Origin of the sequence: Chryseolinea lacunae, assembly GCF_016735595.1 — a bacterium.
Taxonomy (GTDB): domain Bacteria; phylum Bacteroidota; class Bacteroidia; order Cytophagales; family Cyclobacteriaceae; genus Chryseolinea; species Chryseolinea lacunae.
In genome coordinates, this window is sequence record NZ_JAERRB010000016.1 from 1 (window position 1) to 18,517 (window position 18,517).

General features: G+C 46.2%; 12 protein-coding genes. 9 read left to right on the top strand and 3 right to left on the bottom strand.

What is annotated here, in order from left to right; genetic code table 11:
- Window positions 1–322 precede the first annotated feature (322 nt).
- Together JI741_RS29225 and JI741_RS29230 are read left to right on the top strand one after the other, a co-directional pair.
- Complete coding sequence (locus JI741_RS29225; protein WP_202015752.1) at window positions 323–1,207, top strand: pYEATS domain-containing protein; 885 nt, start codon at window positions 323–325, stop codon at window positions 1,205–1,207.
- Between the two features lie 5 nt (window positions 1,208–1,212).
- Window positions 1,213–1,632: a toll/interleukin-1 receptor domain-containing protein gene (locus JI741_RS29230; RefSeq protein ID WP_202015753.1), complete on the top strand. Its 420-nt coding sequence runs from the start codon at window positions 1,213–1,215 to the stop codon at window positions 1,630–1,632.
- Between the two features lie 81 nt (window positions 1,633–1,713).
- Here the strand turns inward: JI741_RS29230 and JI741_RS29235 are convergent, their stop codons facing one another.
- The 3 genes from JI741_RS29235 to JI741_RS29245 all read right to left on the bottom strand — a co-directional run bounded on the left by JI741_RS29235 (window position 1,714) and on the right by JI741_RS29245 (window position 4,971).
- The gene (locus tag JI741_RS29235) at window positions 1,714–2,595 is read right to left on the bottom strand and encodes a hypothetical protein (RefSeq protein WP_202015754.1); all 882 of its coding nucleotides are present in this window, start codon (window positions 2,593–2,595) and stop codon (window positions 1,714–1,716) included.
- A 5-nt stretch (window positions 2,596–2,600) separates the two neighbouring features.
- Entirely contained in the window at window positions 2,601–4,232 is a 1,632-nt protein-coding gene (locus JI741_RS29240; protein WP_202015755.1) for an AAA family ATPase, read from the bottom strand.
- A 433-nt stretch (window positions 4,233–4,665) separates the two neighbouring features.
- On the bottom strand, window positions 4,666–4,971 hold the full coding sequence (locus JI741_RS29245) for a hypothetical protein (protein WP_202015756.1): 306 nt from the start codon (window positions 4,969–4,971) through the stop codon (window positions 4,666–4,668).
- 419 nt (window positions 4,972–5,390) lie between these two features.
- Between JI741_RS29245 and JI741_RS29250 the strand changes: the two genes are divergently transcribed.
- The 7 genes from JI741_RS29250 (at window position 5,391) to JI741_RS29280 (ending at window position 18,329) form a co-directional block, all read left to right on the top strand.
- Window positions 5,391–5,903: a hypothetical protein gene (locus JI741_RS29250; protein WP_202015757.1), complete on the top strand. Its 513-nt coding sequence runs from the start codon at window positions 5,391–5,393 to the stop codon at window positions 5,901–5,903.
- Between the two features lie 588 nt (window positions 5,904–6,491).
- On the top strand, window positions 6,492–10,634 hold the full coding sequence (locus JI741_RS29255; protein WP_202015759.1) for a hypothetical protein: 4,143 nt from the start codon (window positions 6,492–6,494) through the stop codon (window positions 10,632–10,634).
- Between the two features lie 70 nt (window positions 10,635–10,704).
- A complete protein-coding gene (locus JI741_RS29260) occupies window positions 10,705–16,056 on the top strand; it encodes a DUF6443 domain-containing protein (RefSeq protein WP_202015761.1) in 5,352 nt (1,783 codons plus the stop codon).
- A 6-nt stretch (window positions 16,057–16,062) separates the two neighbouring features.
- Window positions 16,063–16,623: a hypothetical protein gene (locus JI741_RS29265; RefSeq protein WP_202015763.1), complete on the top strand. Its 561-nt coding sequence runs from the start codon at window positions 16,063–16,065 to the stop codon at window positions 16,621–16,623.
- Window positions 16,624–16,649: 26 nt separating this feature from the next.
- Window positions 16,650–17,210, top strand: coding sequence for a hypothetical protein (locus tag JI741_RS29270; RefSeq protein WP_202015764.1), 561 nt, complete (start codon window positions 16,650–16,652; stop codon window positions 17,208–17,210).
- A gap of 60 nt (window positions 17,211–17,270) precedes the next feature.
- Window positions 17,271–17,711: a hypothetical protein gene (locus JI741_RS29275; RefSeq protein WP_202015765.1), complete on the top strand. Its 441-nt coding sequence runs from the start codon at window positions 17,271–17,273 to the stop codon at window positions 17,709–17,711.
- 87 nt (window positions 17,712–17,798) lie between these two features.
- On the top strand, window positions 17,799–18,329 hold the full coding sequence (locus JI741_RS29280) for a hypothetical protein (protein WP_202015766.1): 531 nt from the start codon (window positions 17,799–17,801) through the stop codon (window positions 18,327–18,329).
- Window positions 18,330–18,517: the final 188 nt, after the last annotated feature.

Genomic DNA, 18,517 nt, shown 5'->3' on the forward strand with positions numbered 1-18,517 from the left:
CCTAATTTCGTTTTGATTAACTTAGATTCTGTTCTCATTTTTCTGACAGTTTAAAGGGTTTGACTTTAGATAGTTTGCACTTCTAAGTTAACCCAACTGTCAGATTAAGTCGGAACTACTACATTTTAGGAGATTTAAATTTCCCACTGCACTTTGTGTTTTTAGTGTTGAGGCTGCTTGCTTTATAGAAGTTAATATTTTAATTTAATTGAAGGGTTTCCCTGTCATCTGATCCACTCTGATCGATAAGCCCACTTGGAAATCCTAAAAGTTGTTGAGTTCTTATAGGTACTCAAAGGGCATTCTATCTTATTGAAAAATTATGTCATATATTAAATCGCTCGTCGGATTTACGGCATTCTTATTCCTGTTTTTAGCGCCCTCCTTGGATTTTGCACAAATCAATTCAGATACATGCAAGTGCGTTTCTAAATCTTTAGATTCAATCAAGATATTCAAAAGCAAGGGTAGGGCTAAATCAAGTGTTTTAAAGACAACCGAAAAAGGTGATGCTACTGTTTTTACTAATGAAATTGTAGTCTCCAACGACAACGACGCGCCTAATCAAGATGGAGGTGGGGTAGATATACCAATTAGTCGTTTGCTGGAGAAAATCTTTCCGGACCTGCTGTGGATTCTTTTTTGGATCCTACTGTTTTGGATTCTCAGAAGTCACATACACTCATTCTGTAAAGGAATTATTTTAAGAATGAGACAGGGTTCACGATTTAAATTTGGTGCCTTTGAAATTGATAGTATATCTGTTTCGAATAGCAGCGGAACGAGTAACCCTTTATTCGAGGTTACTAAAGATGACAATCAGCGAACTTGGGGCCACTCTCGTGATAAAATTTATGCGCAGTCTCATGGTGTAATGTTGGTTCATAGAATAATGAAATCAAATGAACCCGATCAAATTTATGATCTTATCATGTATGTTATACCCCATTCGAAAAGTACGTTGTTTGGTGTTAAAAGTGTTCAATATTTTTTTGGTGAGCATTGGGGTAGTAAGATTTATGAATCTTTCGATAGGGCAAATGGGTTTCCAATTGCGACAAGTGCGTATAAGCCATTTTTATGTTATGCAAAGCTAAATTTTAGTGATGGGGAAAGTGCAATTGTGCATAGATACATTGATTTTGAGCTTGGAGACGTGGCACCATTTTCTATTGATTCTGATGAGGGAAAGTCAAATAAAAAATAGATCTAATGATATTTATTTGCTACAGTAAAGCCGACTCTATCCGAGTATCAGCATTTGTTAAACAGCTTCTTGAAGAACAAATTTCTATTTGGTATGATAGCTATTCGATAAATCCGGGACAAGACTTTAGTAAAGAAATTCAGAATGGAATTAGTCTATGTTCATCCTTTTTGGTTTTTCAGACGTCGTCTTTGTCAGCGAATTCTACGGGAGTAAAAGTTAAGGAGATCAAGTTAGCTGTTAATAAAGCTCTTGGTGACCCGAGTTTTAAAATAATAAGGGCTTTGCTTGATGAAAACACCTTTGATCCGTTTGGTGGAATTGAACATCGTACTTTTGACTTAACTTGGTTTGACCATCGGCATCCATTATTGCAGCGTAAGAGATTAAGGGCTTTTACTGATTATTTGAGAAATTTAGATTAACGGGGTTTGCATCGCAATAGACAGTTAACTTGGCCAGCGCATGTTGCTAGGCTTTCATGGACTCAAGGGCAGTTTTCTCGACTAGAGGTTGTTATATGTTGAAATGGTTGATCCGATTTTCTTTAGTCGCCGAGACAGTTTTCTCAATCGGCGTAGAGAATAGAGATAAGCTGTATATGCAAGTCTTTTTTCGTTAATAATCCGGTCATAGTATCTTTGGCAATCTTCTAATAGAAAAATATAGTCAAGAGACCCTTGCTCTGATTTATTTGCAACGCACAATTTTCTCAGCGGTACTATTAGATGGTTGATAATATTTATCGGTTGTTGTGCATCAGCCATGCTTGCCCAATTTTGAAATAACTGATCGCAGTCGCTGTTAAATTTTGTTTTCTTTATTTGATGTTTTTTGTCTTTGGCTAGGTGAAACTCGATTTCATGCCTTTCTCTTGTGTTACGAAGGAGTTTAAAACTCTCGATGAATTCGAGGCTAAACTTATTGCGATTTGAAATGAATTTTTCGAACGTTTCGTAGAGATGAGGATTAATGAAATCAAGATAGTCAGTTTCGTCATTTAATTCCTTTAGTAATTTGGTGTTTTGAACTACTACAATTTTGTATAGGTCACCTTTGTATATCCATTTTATAGAGCTAGCATTTAAATTGGAATAAAGCGTTCTTCCGACGTTTTGCTCGTAAGGATGAGAGATTTTGAGCAGTAAAGTCTTTAAATCTTTTATCTGTTTTTCAATAGGGTCTTGAAGCTCCGTTAGACCATCAAGAAGGTATTGACGTAACTCAAGTAATTTTTTTCTTTCTGCATCTTTTATATGTGCTCTTTCTTTTAAGAAAATAGCAATGGAAACCCCCGCTGCAGCGAGAATTCCAAAGAAATTTGAAAGAAAGTCTAGAACAGAGAAACCTCCGCCAATGAATTCTCCTGTTTGAAAATAGAAATTCATGATGTTTAATTTATGGGTACAGTCCCCGGTGTTTGGGATGCGCCGAAAATTTCGATTTCAAGTTCTTTGTAGATCGTTGTTTCGGGGGTGATAAGCGGTGCTAAAGTGTCTCTTACAAAAGCACATTTATTGTTGCCCGCCTGACTTAGCCCAAGAATAGTTTTTAAGCCGACATAGATTTCACCACTTGCAGATTTTATGTCGTCAATGGAGTTTTTTCTTGTGACACTTGCATCAATTGCGTTTTTTTTTGATTTCAAGCAGTCTGGTATTAGCTTCTCTTTATTTACTGAGTGGCAAAGTTTTGTTATGATTTCATCATCGAAAAGATAGGACTCAATGTGTCTGCGTTTGGATGTCTTAATGCCTTTGCGTAGCAACTCCTGCACTTCACTAGAGCTCCTTTCGTCTAAGTCAATGAACTTGATGATTGTAGATGCTTTTAAAATATTGGAAAGCACCTTCATTGATTGGTTTTCTATGTTTTCTAACTCGGTGCTTGATCCAATGGAGATGAATTTTGTGTCGTGATACCGTTTTTCAAATATTATTCCGTAGATCTGTGCATCAAAGTCTTTGTATCTTCTTCCCTGTGACGTCCCCTCGCAAAAAACAAGTCTTTGAGGGGCTATCAATTTGGAGAAATCGGCGATGGCCAGGTCGAAGAATTTGTCCCAGACTGCCTTAGTCGTTGGTGCCGGAGTGATAACCTCGGTTAAATCGAAGTCTCTATTATCAAAGTCAAGAAAAACAACTGTACCAGGTGTCTGCTTTTCAATTTCTTCAGCTTCCCTTAGCATGCCAATTGAATGAGTTGATATCCATAGTTGGGACTTGGTAGGAATTAATTTATATAATTCTCTAAGTACGCTTGATTGAAGTCTTGTATGCATGTGTGCTTCAGGTTCGTCAATGCAAAAGATAGCGTCTGGATAGTAAACGGATTTTATAATCAGATCTAGAATTAGGTCGAAAACCGATTTTTCTCCTGCAGACAAGTTCTTGTAATGAAAATCTTTGGAAGCACCTTTTTCAAAATAGAAGCTCCCATTTGTTAACGGCTCACCTATTGAGCTTAGGTTTAGGTCATCAAAGACGTAAGAGAGAGAAGTTTTGATTTGTCCGATCAGTTCATCTCTTAGTTGAGCGACCGTTTTTGTGTCGCTAGCTGTGGTATAGACGCCTGCAATTGTTTGGGCGATAAGGCGTTGATAATTTTCGGAAACAGTTTGGTCGTTCTGAGCGAGATTTTCGCTCTTTACCTTCATGGTCGGATCGGATTGTTTATTTAAGTTGGTTACAGTGAAATCTGGTTCATTTCTATATGCAGTTCTGAAATAGAATTTTCCTTTTGAGGTGTTTGTCACTTGCGAACCATAGAACTCTACGTTGACTTTGTTTTCGTACCAGTTATCTGCCGTGCCTGCCTTTTTTTCCTTTTTCTCATAGTAATCTTGGCTTCCTATTTGATTGAATGTAGCGAGTCTATACCAATGATGAAGCGCTTCCAATAGTGAAGTTTTCCCACTGCCGTTGGGACCAACTAAGATAATTAACTTGGCGGATTCGGGGATATTTGTAACTGTTAGATCAGTGAATCTCTTCAGGTTATTGATTTTTATAGTCTTGATTTTCATAGGGTCGGTTGAGCGTTTGAATGATACTCTGGTAATGAAACTATAGTTTGAGCGTAATTTGATTTGGGTGTTTTACTTGAATCCTGGTTAAGGTGCAAAAGAATAGCGCTCTCCCGGGGAAGGAGGTTGGGTGCAACGAATCGCGTAGAATAAACAAGCCCACTGCCTAAAGCAAATAAAAAACAACTCTGGTTTAACTCCAGACTCCAAGTGGGCTGAACAACGGCAGAACGCCGTTGCTCCAAGGAATTGGTTATACTAATATAAGGATAGCATTCATAAAATCAACAGCCAGCTTCCTGCGCCTGTCGCCACCGTGCCGACTATTTTCCCAATCACCCCAACGGTTTTCCCAACATCTGTTTCAGCACATCAACAACGTTCATCGCCATCCATCCGCAAAGCGCGTGAGGGCATTTCCCTCCCAACAAACCTACCCCTCAAACTTCCGCACCACCCCACGCATAAACTCCGATATCAACGTGTTATACACGCGCTCACCCTTCTTCAATGTCTTCGCCACCGCCTGCTTCTTCGCCTCGTCTTTCACAATGGCACCAGCATAGCGCTGTGCGTTGGCGAAGTTGAATTCGCCCTTTCGTTGCTTGTCGGTGCGCTTCACTTTGCGGGTGTTGGCTTTCTGGCTCACAAAGGTGCGACCGTTGTAGTTCTTGAACACAAGGTTCCCCAGCATCCCGCTGAGTCCCCTCACAATGATGTTATTTCTGGATTCGGCCATGCAAGGAAGATACAACCCAGATGGCTTTAAGGAAAGTACCTCATTCAAATATTGTTCGTTAAATAAATGTTTACACATCGTTTATAATCCGTTTACTATTCGATTATGATTCGTATTTGGTCGATGAATAAACGAAGGATAAACGAACAATAAACGAAGAAATCAGCTTCGAGCCTACTGTGATACAGCTTCCTGGGTGCTTCCTTAGCACTAGCCCGGGGCTCCCGTTTCAGGGATCATTCCCGGCTTCCGGCCCAGTCCATATCAACCGATCGGGGAGTGCATTCGCCTGCCAGCCATGGCGTCGAAATTGGCGGGCAGGTGTTGGTGGGTGAGTTTGCCGGGTTCTTTTTTATGCGCACATGTTTTTTCTACTTTTAGACTCAAGACTCACGACTAAATACTCAAGACTAAACCCCATGATCAGACCTCGAAAAATATTCCTGCTTGTGCAATTGTCATTGTTGCCCGCGCTCACCTTTGCAGTAGTAAAAGTTGCGGGCCTTCTAAACCTGCAAGGCGACGACCGCACCCTGTTGTTGGCCGGCATTGGGGTGATGTATGTGTCGCTGATGTTGTTTTTGATTTACGACACCAACAGACGCTTCAAAGCCATTGAGTTCGGAGCGTCGCTTCGCGTGAGAGGTTTTTTCTGGCGGCTGCCAGATGTGCCGTTGGCGGAGATTGCTTTGTTTAAAGAAGAGGTCACTTCGTTGGAGTCTAAGAAGAATCGGCAGTTTAATTTGGTGCTCATCGATCGCGATGAGCGGGAGAGGTTGTCGCTTGAGTCGATGGTTTATGGTGGGGAAACGCTTGCTCGTTTAAAAGCATATCTTGTGGAGCAAGGTGTTGCTGACGCTGGTGTTGAGACTATTAAGGATCAGCTTGCGCAGATTTGGGGGGTTATTAAAAGTTTATTTAGTTCTAAATAATGTTGGTGCTGAGCGTTTGGTGAGATAGAAGCGATCCTGCTTGGAGGTTTTCTCGCATTTCATAGCCCGCTCCCGGGCCGCGGGGGCCCCGCATGCCCCTATCAGGGCTAGACCCGACCCGCACATGCCATGACCAGGCCAAAGGTCGGCTCAGGCCCAGATAGAGGCATGCTGGAGGGTGGTGTGGGTGTGTGGTGTGGGTGCGTGGTGCGTGGTGTGGGTGCGTGGTGAGTGATGTGGGTGTGTGGTGGGTGATGACTATTTTTTTTTGATGATCGCAGTTAGGACAAGCGTCTATACTTCAGGCGAAAATGCTTTACGGTATTGCCTCAATAGGATTTCTCTTTTGGAGATTTGCCGGAAACTTCTGTATGTTTGCGGCGAAAAGAAATATTGGCGTTGTGAGTAAAATGATGAGTTTGGCGTAGCATATCAATATTTCTCTTTCAAAAAATCCCCTCTTTTTTCAGAATACATATTTGGAATCGTTTGCGAACGATGTTTCAGCACATGCCTTTTTGTGTTGGTGCTAGTCGTTGTGCAAATGAGGCGGAGCATACTTCAAGTCATCATAAATTTTCAGCGTTCATGCAAGTCAGATTTAGTGTCTTTTTCTTTCTTCTCCTGGTTTTGAGAGGACATGCACAAAACATCAGTGTCGATCCCTATACGGGTGGTGCGTCCACAACGGTGCCGCTGTGGACGCTTGTGTCGGGATCGCTGTCGTATCCTATTGTGCTCACCAATACTTCGGACGGGCTAAAGGTTGGCGACTATGTGGGGGCGATTGGGATAGGGTGGCGAATTTCGACGGGGTCGATCGCACGGTCGGTGAGAGGTGTTCCCGATGATGCCTCCACGGCCACAGCGCAAGGATGGCTGGTGAACAACACAGCGGCCACCATTGGTGGTTTCGTGCCCACGGCCGATGCAAACCTGACCGATTTTGCCGATGAAACAGCAGACTATAATTTTCTGAATGCGCTTGGCGGCTTCTCCGGCACAGTTGTTCGCGACACCGAGCCGGACATGTATTACATCAACGCCGCAGGCCTGAGCGGCACCTTCACATTCGACAACGCTGGGCAGATTGCATTCCTGGAAAAATCTGATTACAGGGTGACCTATGTCAAAGATGCAGCAGGCAAGATTATTTCGTTCAGTGTTGTGAATGAGGCAGGTGTGACCTATTCTTTTGGGATGCCCATAGGCATGAACAATACAGCAACCAGTGACGATGAAAGCAAAATCAATCACTTCAAATATCAATACAACCTTCGACGGGCCTCTTCTGGCTACAATGCCAAGTGGTGTTTAACAGCCATGGAATCGGCAAACGGCGACAAGATATCGTTTGAATACTACACTCCGCTTTCCACGCTTACTTTTGATGGCGAAACCATTCTTTTGCGTTCGGGTAGTCAATCCAACAATGTGTATGCGTCTGTCTACAACACAAACTCCGGTTCGGTAGCAAATTTTAAACAATATGAAACGCGCATCATTGGCCGGCAAGACCCACAATTCAGCAAAGCCATTACCAGTTCGGGTAGGGTAGAGATACTAAACTCAAGCATAACACTTCCTTCCGGTGAATACAGCTTCACCCAACCGCTTGTGGGCGGTGTGGTGGTCTATGGCGAGCGCGTTCAAAATAAAGATGTGATGATACGGAAATTCTTGTTTTCGCAAGAAGCCATAAACGCAGAGCATATTGTGTTGAGGTCCATCACGGAAGTGGGGCCGCATCTTTCAAAGCCACCCATAGTTTTTGACTACTACGGTGTGAATTTTACTACAAAAACATTAGACATGCTTGTCAGCCCCGACGAGGCAGACGCGTTTGACCACGTGGACGAGTATGGCTACCGCAACAGCAACGGAACCGCCGATCGGAAATTAAAAACGTTCACGTATCCAGGCAAGGATGGGGCTGATAGGCATCGTAACAAACCCATTTCCAGCTATGGTCAGGAGCATTACGAAACCGGAGGTCTGTATTCAGAACAGATGGACTTAGGTAGCCTGTTAGCACTAAACATAAGCCAGGTTCAGTTGCCCACCGGTGGGGTGAAACGCATTTTTTATGAACCCAACCTCTATAGAGACGTGTTGGCGCAGCAGAATTATTACGGTGGAGGCATTCGGGTAAGTCGCCTGGAGGTCCACGACGGTATTGACGCCTCGAAAGATATAGTGACAAACTACACCTACGAAAAAGCCAACGGTGTGTCTAGTGGTGTGCTACTGCATAGACCACTGCGGGCGTTCACCATCAATTCGCACACCGACCTGGTAACAGGCGTGAAAACGTACTACGACGCACTGGTGTCGGGCGGCTTTTCAGCAGAAGAAATCGTGAAGCGTACCACAATCATAGCCAACGGTGAAGCGCTTAACAGCGACAGTCATCCGGGCTCGTGGGTTGGCTATAGCGAAGTGACCATAAGCCAGCCAGGCAATGGAAAGACCGTTTACGAATTTAACATTCCCATACCGTTTGGCACGACTACGGCCACCGACTGGGAGGCCTCGAAAACCCGCGTTGCGCGGAGTCATCCCACTGGCGAATACAGCACCACAGCACGCGATATGGGGCCGATCACAGGCTACTACGCCTATCCGTTTGCCCCCAATCCGAACAACTATGTGAATGGTCAACTTAAGACCGTTTCGGTCATTGACGAGGCGGGTAAGACCCTTCAGAAAACGGCGTACGAATATACCGTTCCACCCGCCCCAGTTAAAGTGTATGCACTTCGGTTTGACCAATATAAAAATCCCATAACCTATACGGTTGTCAAGGAAATAAATGGTGTGCCCACCAACACGTATCCTACCGGCGAGTTCCCGATGTTTTTGTATAGCCGATACGAGATCAATACAAACACCCGCTCGAGGGTAAAGAAGATAACGGTGACGAGCTATGATCAGGCGCCCGCTACCGGTTATACAGAAGACGTTAAGACATACGCCTACACCGGAGCCACACAAGATCGCCTTTCGTCGATCACGCAAACCGGAAGCGATGGCGTGGAATATGTGACCCAGTATAAATATCCTGCCGACTATACTATAACCGGTGCCTGGACACAGCAGTATAGCCGGGTGAAGGCCATCGCCAAGCTCAAAGACAAGAATATCATAGTGCCGATCGAAATCTGGAGCACGAAAAAGGAGGGAGCAGAAACACCGGCAGTTACCGGTGCCAACCTGACGACCTTTGAATACAACGCCGCCACAGACAATGTCTATGCAAAACGGGACTATGTGTTTGCTACCCGCGATGCAGTCGCCTCCTTCACCCCATCGTCGATTACCAACAACGGCACCATCACTACGTTTACGTTTGATAGCACGAAATACAACCAGTACGTTGATCATCTGCACCACGACAGTCATGGGCAGGCGGGTAGCACGTTGTCGTATACCAAGGACAAGTCGGCCGTGCACACCTATGCAAGCAATGGACTGGTACAATTGTCGATCAGCAACGCACTGGCCGATGAGGTTGTGTATTCTGACTTTGAAGGTTCAACAGGTTTTGACTTCACTACGACCAGCAGCGCTATCGCTTTGGGACGCATAGCCGGCAAGGCATTAAATTTATTGCCGGGCTCAGCGAACAAATTGACAAAGTCATTGTCGAAAGGCACAGGCTCCAGCTACATTTTCTCTTGTTGGATCAATGCCACCGCAACGGGGGCGCTCACGATTCGCATTAACGATGGTGAACACACGCAAGCCACAGGCACAATAAACTTCATCAACACCAGCGGAATTTGGACATACTACACCACCGTTATTAATACCAGTGCATTCAATAGCACCATTACGGTGGATGCAGAAACTTCGGTGGCTGTGGCGGTTGATGATGTTATGTTTTTTCCGGAAGTGTCTTCTTGCATAGCATCCTTGTATGGTGCGGGAGCCGCGAAAATAGCAGAAACAGATGTCCGTGGCGTGAGCAGGTTTTATGAATATGACGAGATCTTCCGGTTGCTGCGCGTGCGCGACAAGGATGGCAACATTGTCACATCCTATACCTATGGTGCGGGCAACCAGACGCCGGCTGTAGTTCCGAACGCCTATATAACAAATGGAACGGCGTTGAATCAGAGTGACGCCATCGTTGGCGAAGCTACCACATTCAATGTATATCCCAACTATCCGAGCTACTCGGGGGCTCAGTATAAAATCAAAATCGTTCCACTGAGCGCACACATTGCCGACAGAACGCTCGTCACGAATTTTAATTCCGATGTCATCGTTTCCAACACGTCTGTAATTTCCCATGTGTTTACTACCGCGGGAAGATATATGGTTAATGTGCAAGTGGTTTATCAAGGCACTACGCTGACATCGAAGAGCCTTCTTTCCATCACGGTCACGCCACCGCCAATCGCGGTAACCCTGTGCGCAAACCGCCCGCAGGAAATAGACCGCTGCGGCACCACGCCTTTGATCACGGGTTGTGTGAGCAACACCACTGGCCTTACGATGAAGGCAACGCCCCTAAGCGGAGCCGGACCCTACAGCTATGCGTGGGAAGGAGAGGGCATACCCATCGACAATGCCACCGCGGCAACCTATAGTTCATCCGACTACCTCACTAAGCCCATTGAATATCGTTGCAAAGTGACAGACGCGAACGGAAGCACTGGCTATGCATACTTTAAGATTCGCACCTACCTAAGCAATCCAAATTGCGCAACCACTCCAGAAAATTAGTCTGACGGAAATTATGACATCGCATCAACCTTCTATCATCAGGCTGTCTTGTACCCAAAACGAATCCGGTATGCAAAGATTTATATCGCTCATCATCACATTCACATTGTCACTGTTCACCATGGTGAACGCCTTCGCTCAGGTGGAGATTTTAGGAAGCGCGCATCCCGATACCAACGAAGCGAGCTATGCCTATACACTCTATCAACCTGAGGGGCCTACGCTTTACACGAAACCTGCCTACAGCATCACCGGCACAGGCGGCGGCACGGTGCTGAGCACAGGGCCAGGACCGGAATATGCCACCTCCATAAAGTTTACAACGCCAGGCAGTGCCACGCTGTGGTTCAAAAACGGCACCACGGTAATTGCCAGTCTCAGTCTCACCATTGTCACTGTGCCGACACCTCCAGCAATAACGCCCATCGTCTCGTGTGGATCTACCCAGGTGAATCTGCCGGCACCCGCGGGCGGCGTGACATACTATTGGCAAACGCTGGCGACAGGAAAAAGCACCACGGATACAGCTCCCTTTAAAACGGTTACAACGGCCGGCACCACGCTCTACATTCGTGGGAAATGGAATGGCTTCAACAATTGGGGCGCGTTGTCGACCGTGAACCCCACGGTATCGGTCATGCCCACGGGAACTGTAACGGGACCACAGCCTTTTTACAGCACCGGGACCGGCACATTAAGTTTGAGCATGCCAAATGGTGGTGCGGTCGAGAAATGGCAAAAACGTGCCGCTTCGCCTGCGGGTGGTGCCTGGGTGGATGTGCCCAATTCGGCCAGCCTCACGTCGTTGGCATTCTCCAGTGTGGACGAAAGCACTGAGTTTCGGGCATTGATGGGCAACGCTCCCGGGTGCACCGGCGTGCCTTCGGCGGCGTTTACGGCTACCGTTGTGCAGCAGAATTTTGAAGGAAGAATAACGGGCACCAGCCTGGTGCGCACCACGACCAACACCGGTACACTACAACTTGTAAATTGCACGGGCACCGTGGACGAGTGGCAATTCAGCGACAACGGCAGAAATTTCCAGACCGACGGTGGCGCCGGAAGCACAACACACCCATTCTCTAATTTGGCGGCGTCGCGCTACTATCGCGTGAAGGTGAGCAAGAAAGGAACACAGTCTTTCACACCCATCTTTGTGGTGAATTGGGCGCCGGCCATGACGGAAAACCTGGCCGCCGGCAACTTTGTGATAGCCGAGGCGGTGCGAGTTAAGGAAACATTCGAATCGAACATCAGCACACTGCCACCGACGAAAAAGTCAAGCTCCTACACATTCTACGACGGCGTGGGCCGCCCTGTGCAGCAGGTAGCAAAAAGTGCGAGCCCCTTGCAAAACGATGTGATCGGCTTTTCGGTCTACGACAACCTTGGTCACCAAACGAAAACTTACTTACCCTATACGGGCACTGGCAGCACGTATTATTCTCAGCCGGCAACTGCCCAAGAGGACTTCTATGATAACCCCACCAGCAAAGTGGCCATCGATGACAAACCCTTTGCTGAAACAAAATTCGACGGTTCGCCCCTTGATCGTGTCATTGAGCAAGGCCGGGCCGGAGCATCGTGGCAACTCGCAGGCGGACACACGCAACGCGTGCTGCATCGCTCCAACACCGCCAGCGAGGTGAGAATTTGGAAAGCCGATGCCACCAGTTCGGGCTACTATGCCGAAAATACGCTACGCGTAACAGAAGTTACCGATGAAAACAATACCCAAACCATTGTCTATACCGACAAGCGCGGTTTGGTGGTGAAGAAGAAAACACAGGCAGATAACAACGTCTGGCTCACCACGCTCTACATCTATGACGCAACTGGCCATGCTAAATACGTTTTGCAACCCGAGGGTGTGAAACAGTTGGGAGCAGCCACCACCATTTCGGCAACACTGCTCACACAACATGCCTTTCGCTATACCTATGACATCAAAGGAAGGGTGGCCGAAAAGCTTGCTCCCGGCGTGTCGGCCCCGGTTTATGTTGCCTACGACCCGCTTGAACGACCCGTGCTGATGCAAGACGGAAACCTGCGTGCCACCAACCAGTGGATGTTTGTGAAATATGACGGCAAAGGCCGACCAGTGATGCAAGGTCTATACACCAACGCTACGCAAACCACACAAGCTGCCATGCAGACCTTGTTGGATGGCCTCTATGCATCGGGCAATGCGACCTATCCAGCCAACGCATGGTTTGAAGAACGCGGCGCAACACTGCACGGCTACACCAACGTGAGCTTTCCCAAAACAAATGCCGACAACAGCGCCATCGCCGTGCTGACCGTGAACTTCTATGACAGCTACGACTTTGACGACGCTGACGCCACGGCCGACTTTGGCTATGTGGGCCAGTCGCTACCGAACGAAGAAACCCAACCCCAGGGCAACGCCTATGCGCTCCCCACAGGTTCAAAGCGCCTTGTGCTGGGCACAACAACGTGGCTCTACAGTTATGTGTTCTACGATCAGTATGCCCGCCCCATACAGGTGCGCACCAACAACCACCTGAATGCCACGGTCGACAACCTGGAAACGGTAGTCTATGATTTTGAAGGAAAGACCCTTTGTAAGAAAACCTTTCACAAAGCCGGAACCTCACAAACAACGGTCATCAACACGTATGAATATGACCCCGCCGGCAGGCTGCTGAAAGTGAGCCAGAGCAACAACGGCGCGGCGGATCAATTGCTGGCGCAATATGAATACAACGAGTTGGGTCAGGTGGTTGACAAAAAACTGCACAACACCGGCAGCACAAACTTTCTGCAGAGTGTGGACTACCGCTACACCATTAGCGGCACGCTGAAGTCGATCAACAATGCACAGTTGACTGCGAACAGTCAGAACGACGAAACCAATGACTATTTTGGCCTGGAGCTGCTCTATGAAACACAAGACGCAGATCTTAACAACACCGTGCTTTTTAACGGCAACGTGAGTGCCGTGAAGTGGAAGGGCATGGGGGCCGCCGAAGGCGCCGACAACCAGAAGGGCTATGTCTATAGCTACGACAAGGCGGGACGTCTGCTTGCCGCCACCTCGAAGATGTCTGCCGGAAGCACCTGGAACCAGGAAACCAATGTGCACGACGAAACGATGACCTATGATGACAATGGAAACATTAAGACGTTGAAGCGCAACCAACGCAAACACACCCTGACTGGAACCACGGCGAGCTATGTGTCGGAAATGACCGACGACCTGACCTACACCTATGCCGGCAACACCGTGAGCAAGGTAGAGGATGCTATCGCGTTTGCCGCCGGACAAACCGGGTTCAACAACGGATCAACAGTAGCCACAGAATATACCTACAACAACACCGGAAGCCTGACGGCCGATCTGAACAAGGGCATCAGCAGCATTGCCTACAACGAGCTTGGAAAACCTTCGCTGATCACCTTTGCCGACACACGCAAAGTGGCCTATACCTACGACGCCGCCGGCACAAAGCTGACGGTGAAAAACTACGCCGCAGGGTCGTCGACCCCAGCGAGTACCACCGACTATGTGGGTAGCTTTATGTACGAGAACGGCGTGCTGTCTATTTTTGGATCTCCTGAAGGCCGCGTGGTGAATAAGGCGGGTGTTTTGGAATATCAGTATGCCATCCAGGATCATCAGGGCAACACGCGTGTGGTGTTTACTTCGGCAACAAGCGCACCCGACAAAACGGCTTCGTTTGAAGGCGACACCAACGATGGCTCAGGCTCGCAATATACAGTGGATACAAATTTCATTGTTTCGTTTGTTGGAGCAAACCACACCACCGGCGGAACGAAGGTTGTGAAGATGAACCAAACCAACAAAATTGGTCCTTTGCGTAGCCTTGCGGTGTATCCTGGCGATAAAGTGGATATTGATGTGTGGGAGTATCACGAAGGCACAAGCGGGTTTGGAACGGTGAGTACGCCGGCCACCACGCTGGTGACCATGATTGCCGGTGCGTTTGGAGGCGCCCCTGGAGGCGCGGGCGAGAGCGGGCTGATCTACACCGGTGTGAACGACGCCGTAGCAGTCTTTGGCACAGCCGCCAATCCGGGCGACGCGCAACCGGCCGCTTTCCTGAACTACATTCTATTCGACAAGAATTATCACGTGCTCGACATGGGCTGGCAGCCAGCCCCGGCCACTACGTTCACCAAACAACAAATCACCTTTCCGACACTGAAAATCAAGGAAGAAGGCAAGCTTTTTGTTTATCTTAGCTATGACGACGAATCAAGTAACTGGGTGTATTTTGATGATCTCAGGGTTGCCCAAACCAAAACGAATGTAGTTCAGTACAATGAATATTATCCGTTCGGTTTGCAAGCCGGCACAAGTTGGACCAGAGCAGACAATAAAAATAACTTTTTAGGGAATGGAGGCACGGAGGTGAATGCAACGACAGGGCTGTATGATCTGGCTTATCGAAACTATGATCCAACGTTAGGCCGTTTTCATCAGGTTGATCCGTTGACGGACTCCTATCTGGATTTTTCGGGGTACAACTACGCTATGAACGATCCCGCAAACTTGAATGATCCATTGGGCGATGACCCCGGAGGATATGACAACGGCAGACCCGGTGAGAAGGCGCTGCGCAGGATTGAGAACCTGGGCGGGCACTGGAACTTTAATGGGGTGAACGGCCACCAATCGACTTCGTTTTCGGGCTCTGGGGCGAGTGATTTTAGTGGCGGCGTATATGTCGGGTCAGACCGATGGGAAGTAGACAGAGCGCAGGCGTTGTATCGACAGGATGTGCTGGCACTGGCCAAAGCGGGTAACGTCGCAGCGTTGCGAGCGTATACGGAATGGTATGGCATAGAGTATGAGAAGTGGGATCGTGTATACGAGACGACGACAGCGAGTGGCGTGAAGGACGAGGAGTATTTGTATAGCTATTGGAAGCCTGCGAGTGAGCAGGGGGCGTGGTTTCAGACACACCACACAGGCATACTATATTCAAAAAATGAAACTAAAGCATATAAAGATATTTGGAAGGATAGTTTTGATTCTAAAGGGAACGTCACTCGCGAGAACCATGCATGGATAACCGATAAGGGGGTTTTGGTTTTACCTACATACAACAATACTTACAATAAATCGGACTTCACCGTCCTTCCGACAAAGCAAATGGATGGAAAATGGTATGTTGAATACAAAAATGATTGGCTTAGAATTTTAGGGTCGATACACACCCATCCTAATAATTGGAAGAGCGGAATGAGTAACACGGATCAGTATTTGTTTTTTAAAGGACCTGCCTTTGCGTTGGATCACCAAAATCTCATGGTAGGTTGGATTGGTCCCCAAGGTGAGTTTAAGTTTGGAGACCTTATGACACATGACACATTCAAAGATTCAAATTTTTCTATCATAAGCAACCTTGCTGGAATTTTGAAAACGCTAAAGTAACTTTACATGAAAAAAATAAATTCTGTTGCGATTATTTTTATTGCTATTGTGTTGAGCGGTTGTGGCAAAAGAGATGACGTGGAGAGCGCGGGTAATTCTCTGATAGAAATTCATTTGCCAAAGCAAATGCATTTTAGAAATGCGAAAGTTATCCGTCACCTGAAAGAATACATAGAATCAGATTCTTCTAGACAATTTCCCAAGGTATATCAACTTCTGGTGGAGGAGAAGGATTTTAAAACAACCATAACTATTAACTCGACAATCTATTATGATGCCCTGGTTAGATTCTCGGTGGTTGGGTACTTCTTGCTTGATGGGAATGTTGTTGTTGTGCGGTCCAGGTTGGGAAGCCTATACGATCAAGATGCTGCGTTTCTTCAACAGCTTAAGGATTTTCTTTCTGCTAACAATATCAGTGATGCTTTTTTTGAAGAGCCAGGCTTCACTTATGATTCTCAAGTGTGGAGAGTTGAGATTGTGGATGATTCCGTTTCCTTGGAAAAAGGCGTTAGAAATCCTGACGTCCGCTATGTAGGCAAGATTGATTTTACGTTGCCTAAATAAAGCCAATGGACGAGAAAGGCTGAAAAGTGAAAGTTAAAATCATGATGTTCAGAAGAATAGCAATATTTGCGGGATGTATTTTGTTCTCAAGTTGTAATAAAGCACCCACTAGTGTCAAGGTAAATTACGTGGTTAGCAACTTGAGAGCCGATGTCAGGTTAGTTGTTGAGAGTTACATCGATTCAGTCAATTTCGAGAGGGAGCAGAATCAGAAGTATCATTTTTTTAGAATGGTGGTAAGGGAGACTGATAGCCAAACTAAATTTAGAATTTATCCTGAGATTTACTTAAGCTCGTTGGTTAAAGATCCGCCGTATCAATATCTGACTCTTGGCGATAATACGATTGTAGTGAATAGCGGAATGGAACGATTTACCGAGAACGATACGTTACTGAAGATGTTTTTAAAGAGTGATACATTGAACTTGATAAATGACCTCAACGACGATGGAGCGATAGATCCCAACTATCAACACCAAACATTTGATCCAATCACCTGGGAAATAACGGTAAACGGCGATTCAATTGCAGTAGATAAAACGCCTAACGCAATGCTTAGAGGTGTAATTTTTTTACCATCGAAATGATAAAGTTCGAGAGGCATGGGTATTTGATTTTTTGTCTAACCGCGATAGGGAATTAAACCGATGTTACAGATAATCTTTCTTTTTTTGTCTCTGGTTCCCGGGCAGGAACCACAAGAATTCAGAGCCCTAAGATTTCTTCATAGGGGGCCTAACGACGTTCCTATTTATGATATAACAATCACAGAAAGAAAACTCCCTGATTCGTCCTTCTTTGAAAGTTTTGTAGTTGTCGATAAGAAGATTTTTGACCAAGTAGAGTCTTTCTATTATAAAGAGGATACACAGTTGAAGGAATTCCAAAAAGTCGACACGTATAATTTCAGAATTGAACGAGTTTCGGGCAGAGATACAGTGTTTTACTTATTGTCAGGGCAGAAAAATTCAGTGAGGTATTTTAAGAAACTTAGATCTTGTGTCTTAAAAAAATCACCTCCTTCGGAGTTGGTTGAGGAGTTGGATGTTCTTTTGGACAGGATTGATGACAAGGGGAGGAAGAAGTAAAGCTGTTCTGGCAGGTTAATACCGGCGTATCGTGAACGAACTAGCTGAAGGAAACTAAGGGAATGTTGGAATTCAATGAATGTTGTTATGAAAAGTAGAAATGGACTTACTGTTATAAATATCAGCTTAGTCATTTGTTTGTTGGCAGCGGTGATGGTTGATTTTTGGTTATCGCGGTTTGGACAGGCGTTTATGTTTCAGGCGAAAATGCCTCGGGGGATTACGATTGAGCATGACAAGCTTCAAGGATATAAAATTTTGGAAGAAGGATTTATTCATATCCTTGACGACCGCACAATTCATGGCAAGGATACCCTTGCGGCAATCTTAGCGTATCACGCAACTGAGTCTAATGTCTTCGTAAAATCAAAAACCACCACGGGTAAGATTATATACCTAGACATCCATTTGTTGTCGTCAGCTGATCCGGAACTAAAATATGAACTAACGGAATATAAGAATACCGGCAATGAAGAGTGGATCGATATTTCGAATAAGCAAAGCATCCGACCCGTTGTGATTTTTAGAAATGCATTGGCAAGTATAACGTTCCTATTGTTCATAGGTAAACTATTCAGATGGATCAAGTCAGCATTTTTTTCGACAACACTACCTTGATGTAGTCTCTTCGGGCAAAGCCATCAAAGACCAACTCATGCACCTAGAGCCTGCCTTGAAAATCCTTTCCCCTTCGAGCTAGTCTTTCGCCAGACCGGCAAAGCACACCCCCAACGTCACACCCAACCCCCACACCCACACCTCCCTCCAGCATACCTCCATCAGGGCCTGAGCCGACCTTTGGCCTG